Source organism: Arthrobacter sp. ERGS1:01 (assembly GCF_001281315.1).
In the GTDB taxonomy this organism is placed as follows: domain Bacteria; phylum Actinomycetota; class Actinomycetes; order Actinomycetales; family Micrococcaceae; genus Specibacter.
Window position 1 is genome coordinate 93,414 of the sequence record NZ_CP012477.1, and the last position, 18,110, is coordinate 111,523.

Genomic DNA, 18,110 nt, shown 5'->3' on the forward strand with positions numbered 1-18,110 from the left:
ATGAACATCCCCGTGGACATGGCCTGGCTGGAGGCGGCACTGCTGGCGGTGGTGCGGACCACCGCCTTCATCGTCATTGCCCCGCCGTTTTCCTACAACGCCTTCCCGCTGCGCATCAAGGGCATGCTGGCGCTGGGCCTTGGCCTGGCCATGACGAGCCGGGTTGCGGTGGGGCACCAGGAAAGCGGCACGGGCGAATTCGTGGTCTCGGTATTGATGGAGATCATCACGGGCGCGGCCCTGGGCTTCCTGGTCTACCTGGTGTTTGCCACGGTGCAGTCCGCCGGTTCACTGATTGACCTCTTCGGCGGTTTTTCCATGGCGCAGGCGTTCGATCCCCAGGCCATGGTCAACGGCGCCCAATTCACCCGGCTGTTCCAAATGACGGCGCTGGCGCTCCTTTTCGCCTCCGACGGCTACCAGCTGATCATTGGCGGCCTGGCCAGGTCGTTCGACGCCGTGCCGCTGGGCGGGGCGCTCGACCTCACCCACCCGGTCCAGACCATGGCGGGCTCGGTCATGGAAATGTTCATTGCCTCAGTACAAATTGCCGGGCCCCTGCTGGTGGTGTTGTTCCTGGCCGACGCCGGCCTGGGTCTGCTGACCCGGGTGGCCCCGGCGCTGAACGCCTTTGCGCTCGGGTTTCCGTTGAAGATCATGCTCACCCTGTCCCTGGGCGGGCTGGTCGTGATCGGCCTGGGCCCCAGGGTGGCCGCCCTGGTGACCACGGCCATGACCCGGTTGACGGAGGTGATCAGCGGTGGCTGAGGAACCCAGCGAAGAAAGAACCGAGCAAGCCACCGACAAACGCATGCGGGAGGTGCGGGAAAAGGGTCAGCTGACCCGTTCCCAGGATCTGACCGCCTGGGTGGGCGTGGGTGCCGCGGCACTTATGATCCCCGGCGTCATCTCCGCCAGCGCCAATGCACTTTCGGACCAGATGTTCACGGTCACGGCCATGGTGCACCATCCCGACGCGAACACCGCGCTGAAGGCCATGGAATCGGCTTTTGGGTCCCTGGCGGGGATCCTCGGCATGCTGTTCGCCGCCGTCGTGGTGGCCGTGCTGGCCGCCGCCGCGCTCCAGGGCGGCATCCGCTTCAAGAAGTTCAAGCCCAAGTTCGAACAGTTCGACCTGCTCAAGGGCCTGAAGAACGTGGTGGGCAAGCAGGCGCTGTGGAACGGGGCCAAGGCGCTGCTGAAGACCGCCGTGGTGGGACTTGTCCTGTTCGTGGTCATCCAGGGGCTGACCGTCACGTTGCTGGGCGCCGGCGTGCTGCCCGTCTCGCAAATGCTGGCCACGGCCGGGCAGGGCCTGGTGCAGTTGATCCAGTACGCGGTGGGCGCGGGGCTGCTGCTTGCCGTCGCCGACGTGTTCGTGGTGTCCCGGCGCAACCGGAAGCGGACCCGGATGACCAAAAAGGAAGTCAAGGATGAGAACAAGAGCACCGACGGCGACCCCCTGATCAAGTCCGCCCGCCGGCAACGCCAGCTGTCCATGGCCCGCAACCGCATGATGAGCGCGGTGGCGACGGCCGACGTCGTCCTCGTCAACCCGACCCACGTGGCGGTGGCGCTGCGCTACGAACCCGGGAAGTCGGCGCCGCGTGTGGTGGCCAAGGGGGCGGACCGGATCGCCGCCCGCATCAGGGCCGAGGCCGAGGCGAAAAAGGTGCCCATGGTGCGGGACATTCCGCTGGCGCGGGCCCTGCACGGCTCCTGCGAGCTGGGCGCGGAAATTCCCGTGGACCTGTACAACCAGGTGGCGGCCGTGCTCGCGTTCGTCATGGCCCTGAAGAAACGCGGTGGCGGGGCCGGGACCCACCAGATCCTGCCGGCCGGTTCGCCCATCCCGGCCGGGCTTGCCGCGGCCTGAGGCCGCACCACCCGCTTTCCCCCAACTTTTCCGTCAACCAGACTAAGGACCCGCCGTGAACCGCAATGTGTCAGCAATGGCCATCCCCATGGGCGTCGTGGGCATTGTGCTGCTCCTTGTGGTGCCCATCCCCACGCTTTTGCTGGACGTCCTGATCATCATCAACATCGTGTTTGCGCTGCTGGTGCTCATGAACACGATGTTCGTGAAGAAGCCGCTGGACTTCTCCGTGTTCCCGTCCCTGCTGCTGGTGGCCACACTGTTCCGGCTGGGCCTGAACGTGGCCTCCACCCGGCTGGTGCTGGGCCAGGCGCACGCCGGCCAGGTGATCCAGGCCTTTGGCGAGGTCACCGTGGGCGGAAACCTGATCATTGGTGCGGTGATCTTCCTGATCCTGGTGGTCATCCAGTTCGTGGTGGTCACCAAGGGTGCCGAGCGCGTGGCCGAGGTGGGCGCCCGCTTCACCCTTGACGCCATGCCCGGCAAGCAGATGGCGATCGACGCCGACCTCAACGCCGGCCTGATTACCGACGTCGCGGCCCGGGAACGCCGCGCCGAGGTCTCCGCCGAGGCCGACTTCTACGGTGCCATGGACGGTGCGTCCAAGTTCGTCAAGGGCGACGCGATCGTTGGCATCATCATTATCATCATCAACCTGGTGGGCGGCATCGCGATCGGCATGGGCCAGCGCGGCATGGACATCGCCGACGCGCTGAACACCTACTCGCTGCTCTCCATGGGCGACGGACTGGTCTCGCAGATCCCGGCACTGCTGATGGCCGTGGCCACGGGCATGATCGTGACCCGTTCCAACGCCTCCTCCGACATGGGTACGACGGCGGCCGTGCAGCTGACGCAGTCCCGCCCGGCCCTGATGGTGGCCGGGATCGCGGCGATCATCATGGCCGTCATCCCCGGCATGCCGGTGTTCTTGTTCCTGGCGGTCGGTGCGATCCTGCTCGTGATTGGCCAACGGGTGAAGGCGGCCGAAACGAAGGCGGCGACGGCGGCCGCGCTGGCGGCCCTGCCGTCGGCGCCCCGGACCGAAACCACCGAGGACATCCTGGAACAGATGCGCGTCCAGCCGTTGGAAATCCAGTTGGCCACCGACCTCGTGGACCTGGTGTCCGGCTCCGCCGACGACCTGCTGGCCCGCATCCGCGCCCTCCGGCACAAGGTGGCCATGGAAATGGGCATCGTGGTGCCCCCGGTCCGCACCCGCGACCACGTTGAACTGCCGCCGTCCACCTACGTCATCCGGATTGCCGGCGTGGAAGCCGGCCGCGGAACCGCACCGGCCGGCCGCGTGCTGGCCCTCGGCGACAACCTGGCCTGCCTGCCGGGCACCCCCACCGTGGAACCCGTGTTCGGGCTGGCCGGCAAATGGGTGCCGGCGGAGATGCGGCACAGTGCCGAGATGGCCGGAGCCACCGTGGTGGACAGGGTCTCGGTGCTCGTGACGCATTTGTCGTCGGTGGTCAGCGCCAACGCGGCCCGGCTGCTCAGCAGGGAGGACGTGCGCGTCCTGACCGAGGGGGTCAAGGAGGTGTCGCCGTCCATTGTGGAGGACCTGATCCCCGGGCTGTTGTCGCTGGGCGAAGTGCAAAGCGTGCTCCAGGGGCTGCTGGTGGAGCAGGTGCCCATCAACGACCTGCCCCGCATCTACGAGGCACTGTCGCTGCAGGCCAAAAAAGGCTCCGACACGGAAGGACTCGTGGAGGCGGCCCGGACCGGCCTGGGCCCCGTCATTGCCGACAAATACCTGGAGGGCGGCACCCTGGCCGTGCTCATGATTGACCCAACCCTGGAACAGGGCATGCTGGAGGGCTTGCGGCCCTCGGACCTCGGCACCCAAATCGTCATGGACGCCAACCGGCTCGAGGCCGTGCTGACCAGTGTTGGCGACAACGCGGCCGCGGCCGAGGCATCAGGCCGGACCGTGGTGCTGGTGTGTGCCCCGGCCCTGCGTCCGGCCATCCGGCGCCTGGTGGCCGGGCGCGTCAACGGACTGCCCGTGCTCTCCTACACCGAGGCCACGGCCGGCAACCCGACCATCGAAACGTTAGGAGTGGTGCGCGGTGCCCAGTCGATTTCAGCTTAAGGGGCCCAGCCTTGCCGCACTCAAGTGGCAGCTGGTCCATGAATACGGCCAGCGGGCCCGGATTGTCCGTGCTGAACGCATCCAGGTGGGCGGGCTGTTCGGCCTGGGCGCCGAGACCAGCTACGAGGTGACCGTGGAGGTGGACGGGCCGCCCCTGACGGCCAAGGCGGCGCCCCGGCCCGCCCCGGACGCGGGGACGCGGCCCGCTGCAACCTCGCGGCGCGGGCTGTCCGCGCTGCTGGCGGAGGCCGACAAGGCCGACAGCCACGGCACGGCCGTCGCCGTGCCCACAGTGCCCGCGGAATCCGCCGGGAAGCCGGTGGAGCAGGCCGTACGGAAGCCCGATTTTGACGCCATCATGGCGCGGCTGGCCGTTGCCGGCGATGAGGAATGCGGATCAGCGGTGGCCGGCGATGCGGAAGGCGGCCCGGCGCACACCCGGCCCGCACCGCCCGAGCCCGACGGCGGCGTCGTGCGTCCGTCCACCCGTGCCGGCGACCTGGTGGTGCTGGTGGGCCTGCGCGAGCAACCGCTGGGCGTGGCAACGTCGATGCTGCGCGAACTCAACCACGCGGGCGGGGCCATGCTGCGCACCGCCGGCGGGCACCGGGCGGAGGGCGTGGAACACGTGCTCATCGACAGTCCCGGCGTCAAGAAGGCCCAGGCGCTGGCCGCCGTCGCCAACAAACCGCTTTTGGTAGCATTCAGCATTGGGGCCAGGACGTCGTCGAAACCGGCCGCTTTATCGGCACTGCGCCCGGACCAGCTCTGGCTGGTGGTGGACGCGGCCCACAAACCCGAGGACACCGCGGCGTGGGTGCGCCAAATATGCTGGTTCTCCACACCCGACGCGTTGGCCGTGGTGGGATCCGAGGACACCTCGACCCCGGAAACGGTCAACGAGCTCGATATTCCCGTGGGCTGGCTGGACGGCCAACAGGCCGAACGCCCCACGCTTTAGCACCACCCCATCAGCACATCCACGGAAGGAAAGCCATGCTGGTACTGACTCGGAAGATCGGTGAGAAGATCCTCATCGGCAACGACATTGTCCTGACCATCCTCGACGGCGGCCGCGGGGAGGGCATCCGGATCGGCATTGACGCCCCCCGGAACGTCTCGATCCACCGCAGCGAGGTGGTGGACGCGGTGTCCGCCAGCAACCAGGAGGCCCTGCAGGCGAGCGGGGACGGTGCGGCCGATCCGGAGCAGCTCATCCTGGCCGCCCTGGGCCTGGAACCGCCTAGCTGAAGTCCATCCCGGCGTCGGCGCCCATGGCGTAGGTGGTGTTCGCGCCGTCGATGGCTTCCCGGATGATGTCCGCATGGCCGCTGTGCTGGGAGATTTCGCGGAGCAGGTGCAGCAGGATCCGGCGGGCCGTCCAGAATTCGCGGTCGGGCTGCCACGGGGCCAGCGGCAGCGGGATCAGCGCGTCGAGGTCAATCCGTGCCAGGGCGGCATCGGTGATTTTCGCGTTTGCGTGAAAGGCCGCCACCAGGGTCTCGATGGTCTCCCCGTCGTGGACGGTGTGCCCGTCCGTTCCGGCGGCCATGTCGAAGACGGCGTTTTCGTCGGGTGCCAGGATGGTGGACACCCAGTGCCGTTCGGTGTCCGTCACGTGCTTGACCAGGCTCGCCAGGGTCAGGGTGCTGGCCGTGCTGCGGGTGTTGGCCTGCTCATCGGTCAAGTTGCGCATGGGAATCATGAACGTATGCCGCTGATCCGTGAGGATGGCGGAAATATCCGCCATCTCCGCGGAAAGGCTTGCGGGGGAATCGGTCATTGCCTGCTCCTTGGAATCCATGCCGCCCACGGAATCATTTTTCCCAGGGCGCCTTGATGGGAAAATACTTCTGCAGGAAGTCGCTTACGCGCTCCCGCCGCTCATCGGCGTCGACCTCGGGGAAGCTGCCATCGTTCAGGCATAGGAAATCGGCATTGCGCCTGGCCAGGATCCGCTTCAATGAGGCCAGCCCCTTCCTGCTGGTGGTGTCGACGTAGACGCCCAGGCCGTCCGCGTGCATGACGGCCCGGCCCGTGAGTAGAGCGTAGTAATGGTAGAGCGAATTTGTCACGGAAATGTTCCCGGCGGCGCGGAAGCGGCTGGCCGCGGTGGCGGCAAATTCGGCCGGGAACGCCTGTTCCAGCTCGGCCATGACGGATTTGCGGAACGGTGCGGCGGAATGTTCCAAATGGCGCGTGGTGAAGCGGCCAAATTTGTCCCACAGGAGCCGACGGTTCACCCGGGCCGAGTTCTCGAAGCCGCTGCGCTCCACGGAACTTTCGCCCAGGCCGATCCTGTTGGGCGAGAGCATGAACCGGGTGATGCCGCCGGGGGTGAAGAACATCTCGGGGCCCACCGGCCGGCCAAAGAACATGTCGTCATTGGAATACAGGTAGTGCTCGGCCAGGCCCGCAATATGGTGCAGCTGGGACTCCACGGCCATCGAATTGTGGGTGGGCAGCACGGACGGATCGGCGAAATGCTCAACGCTGCGCACAATCTGCACCCGCGGGTGTTCCGCCAACCATGCGGGTGCCGGGGAGTCGGTGGCGATAAAGATGGTGCGGATCCATGGCGCAAACATGTATATGGAGCGCAGGGCATATTTCAGTTCGTCGATTTGCCGGTATCGCGATTCATGCCCGTCACCCTCGCCCAGGACGGCGTCGGCCTCCTGTTCGTGGCGGGCCGCCTGGTATTCCGCGGAACTGCCGTCCACCCAGCTGAAGACCATGTCCACCGTGAAACGCACGTCAAAGGCGTGGTCGGCAAACATGTTCTCGATGGTCGGCCAGGACATTCCGTACCGGCTCACGGTGCCGCGCACAGCGTCCGCGGCGCTGATCCGCCGGCGGGTCAGCGAGTTCTCCAGCGGCAGCTTGATATGCCCCTTCCGGAACGTCCACAATTCAAGCTGGACGCCGGCCGACGCCCCGAAATACAGTCCGCCCGCAGGCTCCAGCCGGGGCCGGAACAGCCGGATGATCCGGGTTTTCGCGGGCAGGGCGGGCTCGCCGTCGGCCAGCAGCACCGTCCGCCGGGCCGTGTCGATGCTGCGCGCGTACAGCGGTTCATCGGCAAAGGAGCGGGCCAGCGCATTCTTCAGCGCGTGCCGGTAGGCACGGTCGACGGCGAGCACGGGCCGTTCGTTGTTGCCGCGCACCAACAGGTACGGGATCGCGAAGTTATCGAGGGCTGTGCGGATCGCCAGCAGGTCCGCCACCATGGCCTGGTCCGGGGTGAGCGTGCTGTTGAGGAGTGCCAGCCGGCCCTTGTGGACGACGACGTCGGGCCGGGTCGCCAGCCTGAGCCAGGCCGGGCTGTGGGCAGGCGTGGCAGGTGGGATGGGGTGTTTGGGCAACGGCGGCTCTCCTAGGGGTTAGCTGCATAATAGTCCCCGGATGCGCCGAAGGGACCCTGGGAAAGGGTCCCTTCGGTGACGTAGCGGCCCGTGCGTTACTTGCGCCGCCGGAAGATCAGCGCGACGGCGATCCCGGCCAGCCAAAAATCCTTTGCCATGGCGGTGCCGGCATGGGTGGGGCGGATGCCGTCCGGCTCCGTCATGCCGGGGGCCTTGAGATAGGTGGCCAGCAGACCGCCGGAAAACGTGGCCAGCATGAGCCCGGCCAGCCGGGTGGGCACCAGCGGCAGCAGGAGGGCGGTGCCGATGCCGATCTCAGAGGCACTGAGGTATTTGCCAAATTGCGCCGGCGTCAGCGTCGCGACCTGGGGGATCGCCCGGGCGGCCGCCGTCTGCAAGCCGGCAGCCTGTTCCTCGGCCAGGCTGAGTTTGCCGATGCCGGAGTTGAGGATGAACGCCCCGGAGACGAGGCGAAGTGCTGCGGTGCCGATGCTGAAACCCATGGCGTGCTCCTTTGGTGATGGTGAAAACTTTCCTGGCTTCAGCCTAGGGATCACCGTCCGTGCTGGCTAGTGGCTTTCCGCGGGGGCGGTGCGGGGCGCTCCGATGCCGGGCCGTCGGCTAAAGCGACGCGGCGAGCCCTGACACCAGGGCGCCCAGGCCCAGCGCGAAGGCGGCGTCGGCGTCGCTGGTCCCGCCGCGGTGGGCGGCGCGGGCGGCGACGGCTGCGCTGAAGGACGGTGCCTGCGCCGACAGCTCGCCGGTGGCAAAGATGTCGGCCGGGGCGTTGACGTCGTAGGCGGAGCCGTAGATGAAGGATTCCAGGGCCACGATGGCATCCACGATCCGCTCGCTGGGCCAGCCGGCCCTCAGGAAGCCGGCCGTGACGGCGTCGTACATCTTGATGGTTTGCGGAGCGTTCGTCACGGGCAGCAGCGCGATGACCGGAATGAGCGGCAGGTGGGCGGAAAACGCGTCGCGATAGGAGTGTGCCCAGAGCCGCACGGCCTCCTCCCAGGGCTTGTCCGTGAAGGCGGAGACGTCCACGCGCCCCATCAGCGCATCCTCCACCAGGACCAGCACGTCCTGCTTGGAACTAACGTGGTTGTACAGGGCCGACGGCGCTACGTTCAGCTCTTTTGCCACGCCGGACATGGTCAGCGCCTTGTAGCCGTCCTTGGCCACGAGCCGCAGCGCGGCCTTGGTGATTTGGGCGGAACTGATCAGGGCGCGCGGGGGCCGGCCGGCCCGTCGTCGTGCGGGTGCCGCGATCGCTGCGCTCTGGTTCACTTCACTCTTTCCGTGCTGCCTGCGCCCCAGGGGGCGAATCTTTTCCCGCCACCGCCTTTACCCGGCGGGGTGAGGTACGTTACAGTCTATTCTAAATGAACGTCATTCATTTTATGAGCCCGGACACGAACGGGTTTCCATGGAGAGGAAATAATGCAGAATCTTGAGCGCGACGTCGTCATCATCGGTGCCGGCCCGTCCGGCATGACGGCAGCACACGAACTCACCAAGGCCGGCCTGACCGTGGCCGTCGTCGAGGCGCGTGACCGCGTGGGCGGCCGCACCTGGTCCAACACGATCGACGGCGCCTGGCTGGAAATCGGCGGCCAGTGGGTCTCCCCGGACCAGACGGCGCTGATCGGCCTGCTGGACGAACTCGGCCTGGACACCTACCCCCGCTACCGCGACGGCGACAGCGTCTACATTGCCCCGGACGGCACGCGCACCCGCTACACGGGTGAGATGTTCCCGGTCACCGCCGAAACCGAGGCCGAGATGAACAAGCTCATCGACACCCTCGACCTCCTGGCCGCCGCAATGGATCCGGAAAGACCGTGGGACCACCCGGCCGCCCGCGAACTGGACACCATCTCCTTCCACCACTGGCTGCGCAGCCAGTCCCCGAATGAGGAGGCCTGCAACAACATCGGCCTGTTCATCGCCGGCGGCATGCTCACCAAGCCCGCGCACGCCTTCTCCGCACTCCAGGCCGTCTTCATGGCCTCCTCCGCCGGCTCCTTCTCCAACCTGGTGGACGACAACTTCATCCTCGACAAGCGCGTGGTGGGCGGCATGCAGGGCGTTTCCCTGGCCCTGGCCGCGAAGCTCGGCGAGAACGTCATCCTCAACTCCCCGGCCCGCACCGTGCGGTGGGAAGAGATCGACGGCGACTACCGCGTCACCGTGACCAGCGACAACGCGACCGTCACCGCCAAGCGCGTGGTCATGGCCGTCCCGCCGAACCTGTACAGCCGCGTCTCCTTCGACCCGCCGCTGCCCCGCCGCCAGCACCAGATGCACCAGCACCAGTCGCTGGGCCTGGTCATCAAGGTCCACGCCGTGTACGAGACCCCGTTCTGGCGTGCCGACGGCCTCTCCGGCACCGGCTTCTCCGCCTCCTCGCTGGTCCAGGAGGTCTACGACAACACCAACCACGAGGACCCCCGCGGCACCCTGGTCGCGTTCATCTCCGACGAAAAGGCCGACTACGCCTTTTCGCTCTCGCCCGAGCAGCGCCAGAAGGAAGTCACGACGGCGCTCGCCGACTTCCTGGGCGACGCCGCGGCCGAGCCCGTGGTCTACTACGAGTCCGACTGGGGCTCCGAGGAATGGACCCGCGGCGCCTACGCCGCCAGCTACGACCTGGGCGGCCTGCACCGCTACGGACCCGACCAGCTCACCCCCGTCGGCCCCATCCACTGGTCCTGCTCCGACCTGGCCGCCGAGGGCTACCAGCACGTCGACGGCGCGGTCCGCATGGGCCAGTTCACCGCTGCGAAGCTGATCGCCGACCTCAAGTAGCAATTCCCGCCCGGCTGTGTCGCAGAAACTGCACTAAATCGACGATTTTCATGCAGTTTCCGCGACACAGCCGGGGCCTGAATCATCACTCGTCCACAGGAGGACACTTTTGCGTTATGTAGTCGGATACACGGCCAATGCCCGGGGCGGCGACGCCGTTAACTTGGCCGTGGCGCTGGCCCGCAGGCAGGGTGCCTCCCTGGACCTGGTGATGGTGCTTCCCGAGGATTCGCCCTACAACGGCGTCTACCCGCCCGAGGCCGGCTTTGAGAGCATCCTCGCCAAGCAGGTTTCCGAGTGGCTCGACGAAGGCCTGGGCTTGATCCCGTCGGATGTGGCCGCCCGGGCACACATTCGCCGCGGGGAATCCGAGGCGGAGGCGCTCATCGCGGCCGCCGTCGAACTTGGTGCGGTACTGCTGGTGATCGGGGCCAGCAGCATCGGCCTGTTCAAGCGGTTCTCGATCGGTTCCGTGGCCAGCGCCCTGCTGCACGCGTCAACCGTGCCGGTGGTCCTGGCCCCGTCCGGCTACAGCCGCACCGAACCCATCACCCGGCTGACGTGCGCCCTGGGGACCCGGGCCGGCGCCGAGGACGTGCTGCGCACGGGGATTGCGATGGCCAAGCGCCGGTCCCTGCCGCTGCGCCTGGTCTCGCTCGTGGCCCTGGGTGCCGGCGAATCCGACGCCGGCATCGAGGAGGCCACCGCCCACCTGCGCGGCGTGGCCGAGGCCAGCCGGGGCGTGGACGTGAGCGCCCTCGACAAGCTCGACATCGACGTCGTGGTCGGCCACGGGCGCACCATCGAGGACGCCGTGGACCGCCTGGACTGGCAGGACGGGGAGCTGTTGCTCATTGGCTCCAGCCGCCTGGCCCACAACAATTCGATCTTCCTCGGCGCCACGGCCAACCGGATCCTGCGTGCCCTGCCGGTGCCCATGATCGTGGTGCCGCGCAACTACGAGCCGCTGCCGGAAGAACTTTTCCACACAACCCAGGTCCCCGTCATCGACGACGCGGGACCCGCAAAGGGGACAAAATGACCAGCCACGACACAGTGCGAAACGCCGCCGGCGACCACGGCCTGAGCGAAAAGGGCCTGAAAGCCGGCTCGGTGGGCCTGATCGGCGCCGTCGTCATCGGCGTCTCCTGCATCGCCCCCGCCTACACGCTCACCGCCGCCCTGGGCCCCACGGTGTCCTCGGTGGGCGTGCACCTGCCGGCCATCTTCCTGGTGGGGTTCATCCCCATGCTGCTCGTGGCCCTGGGGTACCGCGAACTGAACAATGCCATGCCCGACGCCGGCACCTCGTTCACGTGGGCCTCGCGCGCCTTTGGCCCGTGGCTGGGCTGGATGGGCGGTTGGGGCCTGATTGCGGCCACGATCATCGTGCTCTCCAACCTGGCCGCCGTGGCGGTCGACTTCTTCTATTTGATGCTGGCGCAGATCTTTCAGAATCCATCGCTGGGGGACTTGTCCGCGAACCTGCCGCTGAACATCGCCACCACGCTCGTGTTCATTGCCATCGCGTGCTGGATTTCCTACCGCGGCATGGAAACCACCAAGACGTTCCAGTACGTGCTGGTCGCGTTCCAGCTGCTGGTGCTGGGTTGGTTCGCCATCGCCGCGTTCGCCCATGTGGCCAACGGCACGGCCTTCGACGCCACGGCCATTTCGCCCGACTGGTTCAACCCCTTCGCCGTGGGATCGTTCTCGCAATTTGCCGCCGGGGTGTCCCTGTCCATCTTCATTTTCTGGGGTTGGGACGTGACCTTGACCATGAACGAGGAAACGAAGAACCCGGAAAAGACCCCGGGCCGGGCGGCCACCGTCACGGTGGTGGTCATCGTGTTGATCTACATGACGGTCTCACTGGCCACCCTCGCCTTTGCCGGCGTTGGCACCACGGGCCTGGGAGCAGGAAATCCTGATAACCAGGCCAGCATTTTCGCCGTCCTGGCCGGACCCGTCATGGGGCCGTTCGCGATCCTGATGTCCCTGGCCATCCTGAGCTCGTCCGCCGCGTCGTTGCAGTCCACGTTCGTCTCACCGGCCCGGACCCTGCTGTCCATGGGCCACTACAAGGCGCTGCCGAAGAGCTTCAGCAAGATCAGCCCCACGTACAAGTCGCCCGGCTATGCGACGGTTGCCGCGGCCGTTGCGGCGGCGGCTTTTTACGTGATCACCCGGATCCTGTCCCACAACGCACTTTCGGACACCATCACGGCGCTGGGCATGATGATCTGCTTCTACTACGGCATCACGGCCCTGGCCTGTGTCTGGTACTTCCGCGCCGAGGCATTCCACGGCGTGCGGAACTTCCTGTTCAAGTTCCTTGCACCCTTGGTGGGCGGGGTGATCCTGCTGGTCATGTTCTTCAAGACCGCCTACGACTCCATGGATCCGGGCTACGGCACGGGCTCCAACATTGGCGGCCTGGGCCTCGTGTTCATCCTGGGCTGCGGCGTGATCCTGCTCGGCGCCGTCCTCATGTTCGTCATGTACAAGCGGCACCCGGAATTCTTCCGCGGCCAGGTGCTCAGCCGGACCAGCCAGGCCTACAACCCGTAACGGTCACGAAAAAGGACGGCGCTTGCGCAATAAGACGGCGGTAGACCACCGTCTTATTGCGCAAGCGCCGTCCTTTTTGGCGTGCTAGCTCTTCGGGCGGCGGGCCGCCTCGCGCTCCTTGGCCAGCTTCGCCTCGGCACGGGCCTTCGCGTGCACGGCACGTTCCTCGACCAGCCACGCCGGGGGAGCCTGCAGCAGCGCGGTGATCTCCGCCGTCGTCAGCGCCTCGGTGATGTCGGAGCGGTTCAGGCCGCCAATGGAGATGTTCAGCTTCTGGGCAACCACGGGGCGCGGGTGCGGGCCGTTTCGGCGAAGATCGGCCAACCACTCCGGCGGGTTCTCCTGCAAGGCCTTGAAATCCCCCCGGCTGATGGCGTTATCTTGGAATTCCGCAGGGGCGGCGGGCAGGTGAATGCCCAGCTTCTTGGCCGCGGTGGCGGACTTCATGGCTTGGGGGGACGGTTCAATGGTCATATCTCAAGGGTACCCGCGGCGGCGCAGTGCGTTAGGGTAAACAAGTGTCTGAACCCCGTGAACTTACAGTGACCTTTGTCCCGGGCGTGACTCCCGGGAAGTGGATCCACCGCTGGGAGGACCGCATGCCGGATGTGGCGTTGCACGCCAACCCGGTCGCCGAACCCCAGCAGCTCGACGACGTGCGCGCCGGCCGGGCGCACATGGCGTTCGTGCGCCTGCCCGTGGACAAGACCGGGCTGAACGTCATTCCCCTCTACACCGAACTGTCCGTGGTGGTGGCCCCCAAGGACCACCCCATCGCGGCATTCGAGGAAATTGCCGTCGAGGAACTCGCCGACGAATACCTCCTGGCCGACCCGGACGACTTCCCCGCCTGGCGGGACATCTCCAGCGAAATCCAGGCCGGCACCCGCAAGCCGCTGCCGCCCATGGCATCCGTGGAGGAGGCCCTGGACCTCGTCGAGGCAGGCCTGGGCATCCTGATCCTGCCCATGTCGGTGGCCCGCCACTTCAACCGCAAGGCCCTGCGCGCCCGGGTTGTCACCGGCGTGCAGGACTCCGGAATCGGCCTGGCCTGGCTCGAGGACGGCGCGGACCGCCCCGAAGGCTTTGACGCCGTCATCGAGGAATTCATCGGCGTAGTCCGCGGTCGCAGCGCCAACAGCTCCCGGCAACCTTCCGTGCAGGCCAAGCAGGACGCCGCCCCCAAGAAGGGCGCCAAGGCCCCCGCCAAGGGTTCGACGCCGGCCCGCGGCGGCGCCAAGGGCAAGGGCGGTGGCGCCAACCTCCGCGGCGGTGGACGCCCCGGCGGCAAGGCACGCGCCCAAAAGCGCGGCCGCCGCTAGTCCCCGCGGCCTCCCCAACCTCGTTCCTCGGTCGGGGCCCCTCGGCCGCGGGGGCCCAAAATCCGCGCTGACCATTCGCTTCGCTCGCGGCGGGCCCCTCGAGGTTGGGGGTCCGCCCACGGCATTTTTCGGTGCCGAGGTTCGGCCGGCCTGCGCCCGTTTGGCTGACTAGTCCTGCGGGGCGGAGAGGCCGTTTTTCGCTTCCACGGTTGCGTCCGTCATCTCGGTCAGGAAGCGCTGGACCACGGCAAGTTCCTCCGGCGAGTAGTTCGCCAGCGCCGTGGCCATGCGCGCGGCCAGCGGGGCAAACAGCTCACGGCCCACGGTCCGGGCGTGCTCGGTCATGGCCAGCTCCACCTGGCGGCGGTCGGTCTCGCTGCGTTTCCGGTTGACGTGGCCGGACCGCTCCAGGCGGTCCACCAGGGCCGTCGTGGCGGGCGAGCTCAGGTGCAGGGCATCGCCGAGCTTTCCCGGCGTCATGGCGTTTTCCGCGAGTCCGGGGCGGATGAGGTAGCCCAGTGCGTTCAGGTCGGTGCGGTGCAGCCCGTGCAAAGCCGCCACGCGCTCCACGTAGCGGTCCGACTCGAGGGAGAATTCCCGCATGGACGCCAAAAGGGGCCCAAAGGGATTGGATGCGTTCATGCCTTCCATTTTCCGCCATGTTGGCCCGGAAAGTCCCATCTTGGAATCTCCGCTATCAAATCTCTCCATGATGGAAGTAATCTGGAGGCATGGAGCCAACAAAATGGATGCAGAAGCGCTGGTTGAGAATCGTCCTTCCCCTGGTGCTGGTGGTGGCGTGGCTGGCCGTCGCAGGCCTGGGCGGGCCAACGTTTGGCAAGATTTCCGATGTCTCCACCAATGACCAGGCGGCCTTCCTGCCCGCCAGTGCCGAGTCCACCGTGGTGGCCGATTGGCAACAAAAATTCGTGGACAGCACCACCATTCCCGCCGTCGTGGTGGTGAGCTCCCCGACCCCCCTGACGCAGGCGCAACTGGGCGAGCTTGCCGCGCTGCCGGGCAAGCTGGGCGCCGTCGTGGGTGTGCAAAAGCCGGCGCCGCCGCAGACCTCCTCCATCGCCGGCCCCATTCCCTCCGCCGACAAACTGGCGGTGGAGTTCCTGGTCCCGGTGGCCGACGCCGGCAACGTCAAGGCAGTGGTGGGAGACCTGCGCGAGGTGCTTGCCGCCAATGCGCCGGCCGGCATGAGCTCCTACGTGACCGGCCCGGCCGGCCTGACGGCCGATCTGGTCAGCGCCTTCTCCGGGATCGACGGGATCCTGCTGCTCGTGGCGTTGCTGGCCGTCTTTGTGATCCTGCTGGTCGTCTACAGGTCGGTGGTGCTTCCCATCCTGGTGCTGCTGACGTCCGTGGTGGCCTTGTGCGGGGCCATCCTGGTGGTTTACTACCTCGCAAAAGGGGATGTGATCAAGCTCAACGGCCAGAGCCAGGGCATTCTTTCCATCCTTGTCATTGGCGCCGCCACGGATTATTCACTGCTGCTCGTGGCCCGCTTCCGGGAGGCCCTGCACCAGACCCAGTCAACCTGGACGGCGCTGATCCGCGCGTACAAGGCCGCCTGGGAGCCGATCGTCGCCTCGGGGTCCACGGTGATCCTGGCCCTGTTGTGCCTGCTGTTCTCCGACCTGAATTCCAACCGCAGCCTGGGACCGATCGCGGCCATCGGCATCTTCTTCTCGCTCCTGGCCGCGCTGACGTTCCTGCCCGCCGTGCTGGCGGCCTTTGGCCGAGCCGCCTTTTGGCCTTTCCGCCCCAGGGTGGAGCACGCGCATAAACACTCGGCCCCCGAGGCGGCACCCGGCCGGAATGCCACGGCCAGGGACGACGTCGCCCATGGCTTGGCGGGGATCGGCGGGCTTTGGCGCAGGGTTGGCCTGTTGGTTTCGCGGCGACCGCGGGCCACCTGGGTGGTGACCCTGGTGCTGCTGCTTGCGGCGGGCAGCGGTCTGCTGCAACTGCAGGCCAACGGAGTCTCGCAAACGCAGGTCATCCTGGGCCCCAGCAACGCGGTGGACGGCCAGAAGGTGCTGGCCCGCCACTTTGCCGGCGGCAGCGGCAGCCCCGTGGTGATCATCGCCGACGCCGGCAAACAGGCCCAGGTGGCCGACGCCGTCGGCCGGGTCCCGGGCATTGCCTCCGTGAGCACCTATGCGGGCAGCGGGCGACCCGACGCGACTGCCGCGCCCGTGGTCAAGGAGGGGCGGGTCATGATCGACGCGACGCTCGCGGACCAGGCGGATTCGGCGGCGGCCGAGACCGTGGTCAAAACGCTGCGCGCGCAGTTGCCCGCCGTGGACGCAGGGGTGTTGGTGGGTGGGGTGAGCGCCATCGCGCTGGACACCAACGTCACCGCGCAACGGGACCTGGTCACGATCGTGCCCCTGGTGCTGGTGGTGATCCTGCTGGTCCTCATGCTGCTGCTGCGCTCCATTGTGGCGCCGCTGGTGCTCATTGGTTCGGTGGTGCTCTCCTATGCCGCGGCCATGGGTGTTTCGGCGCTCGTGTTCAACCACGTTTTCGGCTTCCCCGGCGCCGATGCCACCGTGCCCTTGTTTGGTTTCGTGTTCCTCGTGGCACTGGGGGTGGATTACAACATCTTCCTCATGACCCGGGTGCGTGAGGAGTCGCAGCTCATGGGCACCCGGGCCGGCGTGCTGCGCGGGCTGGGCAAGACGGGCAGCGTGATCACTTCCGCCGGGGTGGTGCTTGCGGCGACCTTTGCCGCACTGGGCGTGATTCCGCTGCTGTTCCTGGCCCAGATCGCATTCATCGTCGCGTTTGGCGTGCTGCTGGACACCGTGGTGGTGCGCTCGCTGCTGGTGCCGGCGCTCAGTTACGACATCGGCCGCAGGATGTGGTGGCCGTCCAAGTTGGGCCGCGGGAAGTAGCGGCCCACTCCGGGCAATCTGCTTGACGCACAGGTAGTGTCATGTGATATTTTACTGGGGAGGAGTGAGTGCCCTCGAGGCGTGGGAATCATCCCAATGGATCACTGGCAAAAGGATGGGCATGGACGCCACGGGCTGGAAAGTCACCACGATTGACTACCACACGGCGGGCGAGCCCTTCCGGATCGTGCCCCAACCGCCCTGCGAGATTCCGGGCCGGACCGTGCTGGATCGCCGGCAAAACGCCATGACGGGCCCGGCGGACACGCTCCGGCAACTGCTGGTCAACGAACCCCGCGGCCACTCCGACATGTACGGCGCCTTCATTGTCCCGCCCAACGACTCCGGTGCGCACTTTGGCGTCCTGTTTTGGCACAAGGACGGCTTCTCCACCGCATGCGGCCACGGCACGATCGCCCTGGGTGCCTGGGCCGTGCGCAGCGGCCTGGTCCCGGCGCCCGACGACGGCGACACCGACGTCGTGATCGACGTCCCGTCGGGGCGCGTCACGGCCACCGTGACCACCGCGGGCGGGGACATCGACGCCGTCACCATCCACAACGTGCCCTCCTTCGTCGCGGCCCGGGGCATTGACATTGAAACGCCCGGCTATGGCCGTTTGACCGTGGATGTCTTGTGGGGTGGCGCCCTGTACGCGTCCCTGCCCGCCGCGGCGGCCGGCCTGGGCGTGACGCCGTCGCACCTCAATCAGCTCATCGAGGCGGGCCGGCAGGTCAAGGCCGCGCTCGCGGACCACCCGGCGGCCCGGCATCCCGGCGAGCCGCGGCTGGACGGGATTTACGGCACCATTTTCCATGACGGCGCGGACGCCCAAACGGGCGCGCTGGCACAACGCAACGTCACGATCTTCGCCGACGGCCAGGTTGACAGGTCGCCGTGCGGCTCCGGGACGGCGGCCCGCGTCGCAGCACTGGATGCCTCGGGTGAATTGGCCGACGGGGACGTCCTTGACCACTTTTCCATCATCGGCTCGCACTTCACGGCCTCCGTGACCGGCCGCGAGACCGGCGGCGTGGTGGTGGGCGTGCGCGGAAACGCGTTCCCCGTGGGCGAATCCACATTCACGCTGGACCCGCGCGACGACCTCGGACTCGGCTTTGTGCTCCGCTGAAAACCCCGTGAAAACCGCATGCC

At 67.2% G+C, this 18,110-nt stretch carries 17 protein-coding genes; 11 read left to right on the forward strand and 6 right to left on the reverse strand.

Going from position 1 to position 18,110, the window contains the following annotated elements; all coding sequences use genetic code 11:
- The 5 genes from AL755_RS00395 (at position 1) to AL755_RS00415 (ending at position 5,228) form a co-directional block, all read left to right on the forward strand.
- Positions 1 to 768 carry a flagellar biosynthetic protein FliR gene (locus tag AL755_RS00395; protein WP_054009229.1) on the forward strand — a complete coding sequence of 256 codons (768 nt, stop codon included), beginning with the start codon at positions 1 to 3 and terminating at the stop codon, positions 766 to 768.
- Positions 761 to 1,876: an EscU/YscU/HrcU family type III secretion system export apparatus switch protein gene (locus AL755_RS00400; RefSeq protein WP_082368770.1), complete on the forward strand. Its 1,116-nt coding sequence runs from the start codon at positions 761 to 763 to the stop codon at positions 1,874 to 1,876. Before AL755_RS00395 ends, AL755_RS00400 begins: the two co-directional genes overlap by 8 nt.
- Before the next feature lie 76 nt (positions 1,877 to 1,952).
- Entirely contained in the window at positions 1,953 to 3,977 is a 2,025-nt protein-coding gene (locus tag AL755_RS00405) for a flagellar biosynthesis protein FlhA (RefSeq protein ID WP_054009230.1), read from the forward strand.
- A complete protein-coding gene (locus tag AL755_RS00410; RefSeq protein WP_054009231.1) occupies positions 3,955 to 4,938 on the forward strand; it encodes a hypothetical protein in 984 nt (327 codons plus the stop codon). The genes AL755_RS00405 and AL755_RS00410 overlap by 23 nt, the downstream gene beginning before the upstream one ends.
- A 35-nt stretch (positions 4,939 to 4,973) precedes the next feature.
- Positions 4,974 to 5,228 carry a carbon storage regulator gene (locus AL755_RS00415; protein ID WP_054009232.1) on the forward strand — a complete coding sequence of 85 codons (255 nt, stop codon included), beginning with the start codon at positions 4,974 to 4,976 and terminating at the stop codon, positions 5,226 to 5,228.
- Here the strand turns inward: AL755_RS00415 and AL755_RS00420 are convergent.
- The 4 genes from AL755_RS00420 to AL755_RS00435 all read right to left on the reverse strand — a co-directional run bounded on the left by AL755_RS00420 (position 5,221) and on the right by AL755_RS00435 (position 8,632).
- Complete coding sequence (locus AL755_RS00420) at positions 5,221 to 5,760, reverse strand: DinB family protein (protein WP_054009703.1); 540 nt, start codon at positions 5,758 to 5,760, stop codon at positions 5,221 to 5,223. The two genes, AL755_RS00415 and AL755_RS00420, sit on opposite strands and share 8 nt — an antisense overlap.
- Before the next feature lie 34 nt (positions 5,761 to 5,794).
- A complete protein-coding gene (locus tag AL755_RS00425) occupies positions 5,795 to 7,342 on the reverse strand; it encodes a stealth conserved region 3 domain-containing protein (protein WP_237762433.1) in 1,548 nt (515 codons plus the stop codon).
- A 95-nt stretch (positions 7,343 to 7,437) separates the two neighbouring features.
- Entirely contained in the window at positions 7,438 to 7,845 is a 408-nt protein-coding gene (locus tag AL755_RS00430; protein WP_054009233.1) for a hypothetical protein, read from the reverse strand.
- Between the two features lie 118 nt (positions 7,846 to 7,963).
- The gene (locus AL755_RS00435; protein WP_237762434.1) at positions 7,964 to 8,632 is read right to left on the reverse strand and encodes a TetR/AcrR family transcriptional regulator; all 669 of its coding nucleotides are present in this window, start codon (positions 8,630 to 8,632) and stop codon (positions 7,964 to 7,966) included.
- A gap of 153 nt (positions 8,633 to 8,785) precedes the next feature.
- Between AL755_RS00435 and AL755_RS00440 the strand changes: the two genes are divergently transcribed.
- The 3 genes from AL755_RS00440 to AL755_RS00450 all read left to right on the forward strand — a co-directional run bounded on the left by AL755_RS00440 (position 8,786) and on the right by AL755_RS00450 (position 12,724).
- On the forward strand, positions 8,786 to 10,153 hold the full coding sequence (locus AL755_RS00440) for a flavin monoamine oxidase family protein (RefSeq protein WP_054009234.1): 1,368 nt from the start codon (positions 8,786 to 8,788) through the stop codon (positions 10,151 to 10,153).
- 109 nt (positions 10,154 to 10,262) lie between these two features.
- On the forward strand, positions 10,263 to 11,195 hold the full coding sequence (locus tag AL755_RS00445) for a universal stress protein (RefSeq protein WP_082368771.1): 933 nt from the start codon (positions 10,263 to 10,265) through the stop codon (positions 11,193 to 11,195).
- Entirely contained in the window at positions 11,192 to 12,724 is a 1,533-nt protein-coding gene (locus AL755_RS00450; RefSeq protein ID WP_054009235.1) for an APC family permease, read from the forward strand. Before AL755_RS00445 ends, AL755_RS00450 begins: the two co-directional genes overlap by 4 nt.
- 84 nt (positions 12,725 to 12,808) lie before the next feature.
- Here the strand turns inward: AL755_RS00450 and AL755_RS00455 are convergent, their stop codons facing one another.
- Positions 12,809 to 13,171, reverse strand: coding sequence for a DUF5997 family protein (locus AL755_RS00455; RefSeq protein WP_445290300.1), 363 nt, complete (start codon positions 13,169 to 13,171; stop codon positions 12,809 to 12,811).
- A gap of 71 nt (positions 13,172 to 13,242) precedes the next feature.
- Here AL755_RS00455 and AL755_RS00460 point away from each other — a divergent pair, with 71 nt between their 5' ends.
- Positions 13,243 to 14,046 carry a substrate-binding domain-containing protein gene (locus AL755_RS00460; RefSeq protein WP_054009237.1) on the forward strand — a complete coding sequence of 268 codons (804 nt, stop codon included), beginning with the start codon at positions 13,243 to 13,245 and terminating at the stop codon, positions 14,044 to 14,046.
- 168 nt (positions 14,047 to 14,214) lie between these two features.
- Here AL755_RS00460 and AL755_RS00465 read toward each other — a convergent pair whose 3' ends face one another.
- Positions 14,215 to 14,688: a MarR family winged helix-turn-helix transcriptional regulator gene (locus AL755_RS00465; RefSeq protein ID WP_237762435.1), complete on the reverse strand. Its 474-nt coding sequence runs from the start codon at positions 14,686 to 14,688 to the stop codon at positions 14,215 to 14,217.
- Between the two features lie 89 nt (positions 14,689 to 14,777).
- On the opposite strand from AL755_RS00465, the gene AL755_RS00470 reads away from it, so the two are divergent.
- Both AL755_RS00470 and AL755_RS00475 read left to right on the forward strand, forming a co-directional pair.
- Positions 14,778 to 16,955 carry an MMPL family transporter gene (locus AL755_RS00470; protein WP_054009239.1) on the forward strand — a complete coding sequence of 726 codons (2,178 nt, stop codon included), beginning with the start codon at positions 14,778 to 14,780 and terminating at the stop codon, positions 16,953 to 16,955.
- A 121-nt stretch (positions 16,956 to 17,076) separates the two neighbouring features.
- On the forward strand, positions 17,077 to 18,087 hold the full coding sequence (locus tag AL755_RS00475) for a proline racemase family protein (protein ID WP_054009240.1): 1,011 nt from the start codon (positions 17,077 to 17,079) through the stop codon (positions 18,085 to 18,087).
- The last annotated feature ends 23 nt before the right edge of the window (positions 18,088 to 18,110 follow it).

Bases quoted from the DNA above. Each gene is read 5' to 3' on its own strand.
- AL755_RS00395 (WP_054009229.1), top strand. From the start codon at position 1: ATGAACATCCCCGTGGACATGGCCTGGCTGGAGGCGGCACTGCTGGCG.
- AL755_RS00405 (WP_054009230.1), top strand. From the start codon at position 1,953: ATGGCCATCCCCATGGGCGTCGTGGGCATTGTGCTGCTCCTTGTGGTG.
- AL755_RS00415 (WP_054009232.1), top strand. From the start codon at position 4,974: ATGCTGGTACTGACTCGGAAGATCGGTGAGAAGATCCTCATCGGCAAC.
- AL755_RS00420 (WP_054009703.1), bottom strand. From the start codon at position 5,760: ATGACCGATTCCCCCGCAAGCCTTTCCGCGGAGATGGCGGATATTTCC.
- AL755_RS00430 (WP_054009233.1), bottom strand. From the start codon at position 7,845: ATGGGTTTCAGCATCGGCACCGCAGCACTTCGCCTCGTCTCCGGGGCG.
- AL755_RS00440 (WP_054009234.1), top strand. From the start codon at position 8,786: ATGCAGAATCTTGAGCGCGACGTCGTCATCATCGGTGCCGGCCCGTCC.
- AL755_RS00450 (WP_054009235.1), top strand. From the start codon at position 11,192: ATGACCAGCCACGACACAGTGCGAAACGCCGCCGGCGACCACGGCCTG.
- AL755_RS00455 (WP_445290300.1), bottom strand. From the start codon at position 13,171: ATGAAGTCCGCCACCGCGGCCAAGAAGCTGGGCATTCACCTGCCCGCC.
- AL755_RS00465 (WP_237762435.1), bottom strand. From the start codon at position 14,688: ATGAACGCATCCAATCCCTTTGGGCCCCTTTTGGCGTCCATGCGGGAA.
- AL755_RS00470 (WP_054009239.1), top strand. From the start codon at position 14,778: ATGGAGCCAACAAAATGGATGCAGAAGCGCTGGTTGAGAATCGTCCTT.
- AL755_RS00475 (WP_054009240.1), top strand. From the start codon at position 17,077: ATGGACGCCACGGGCTGGAAAGTCACCACGATTGACTACCACACGGCG.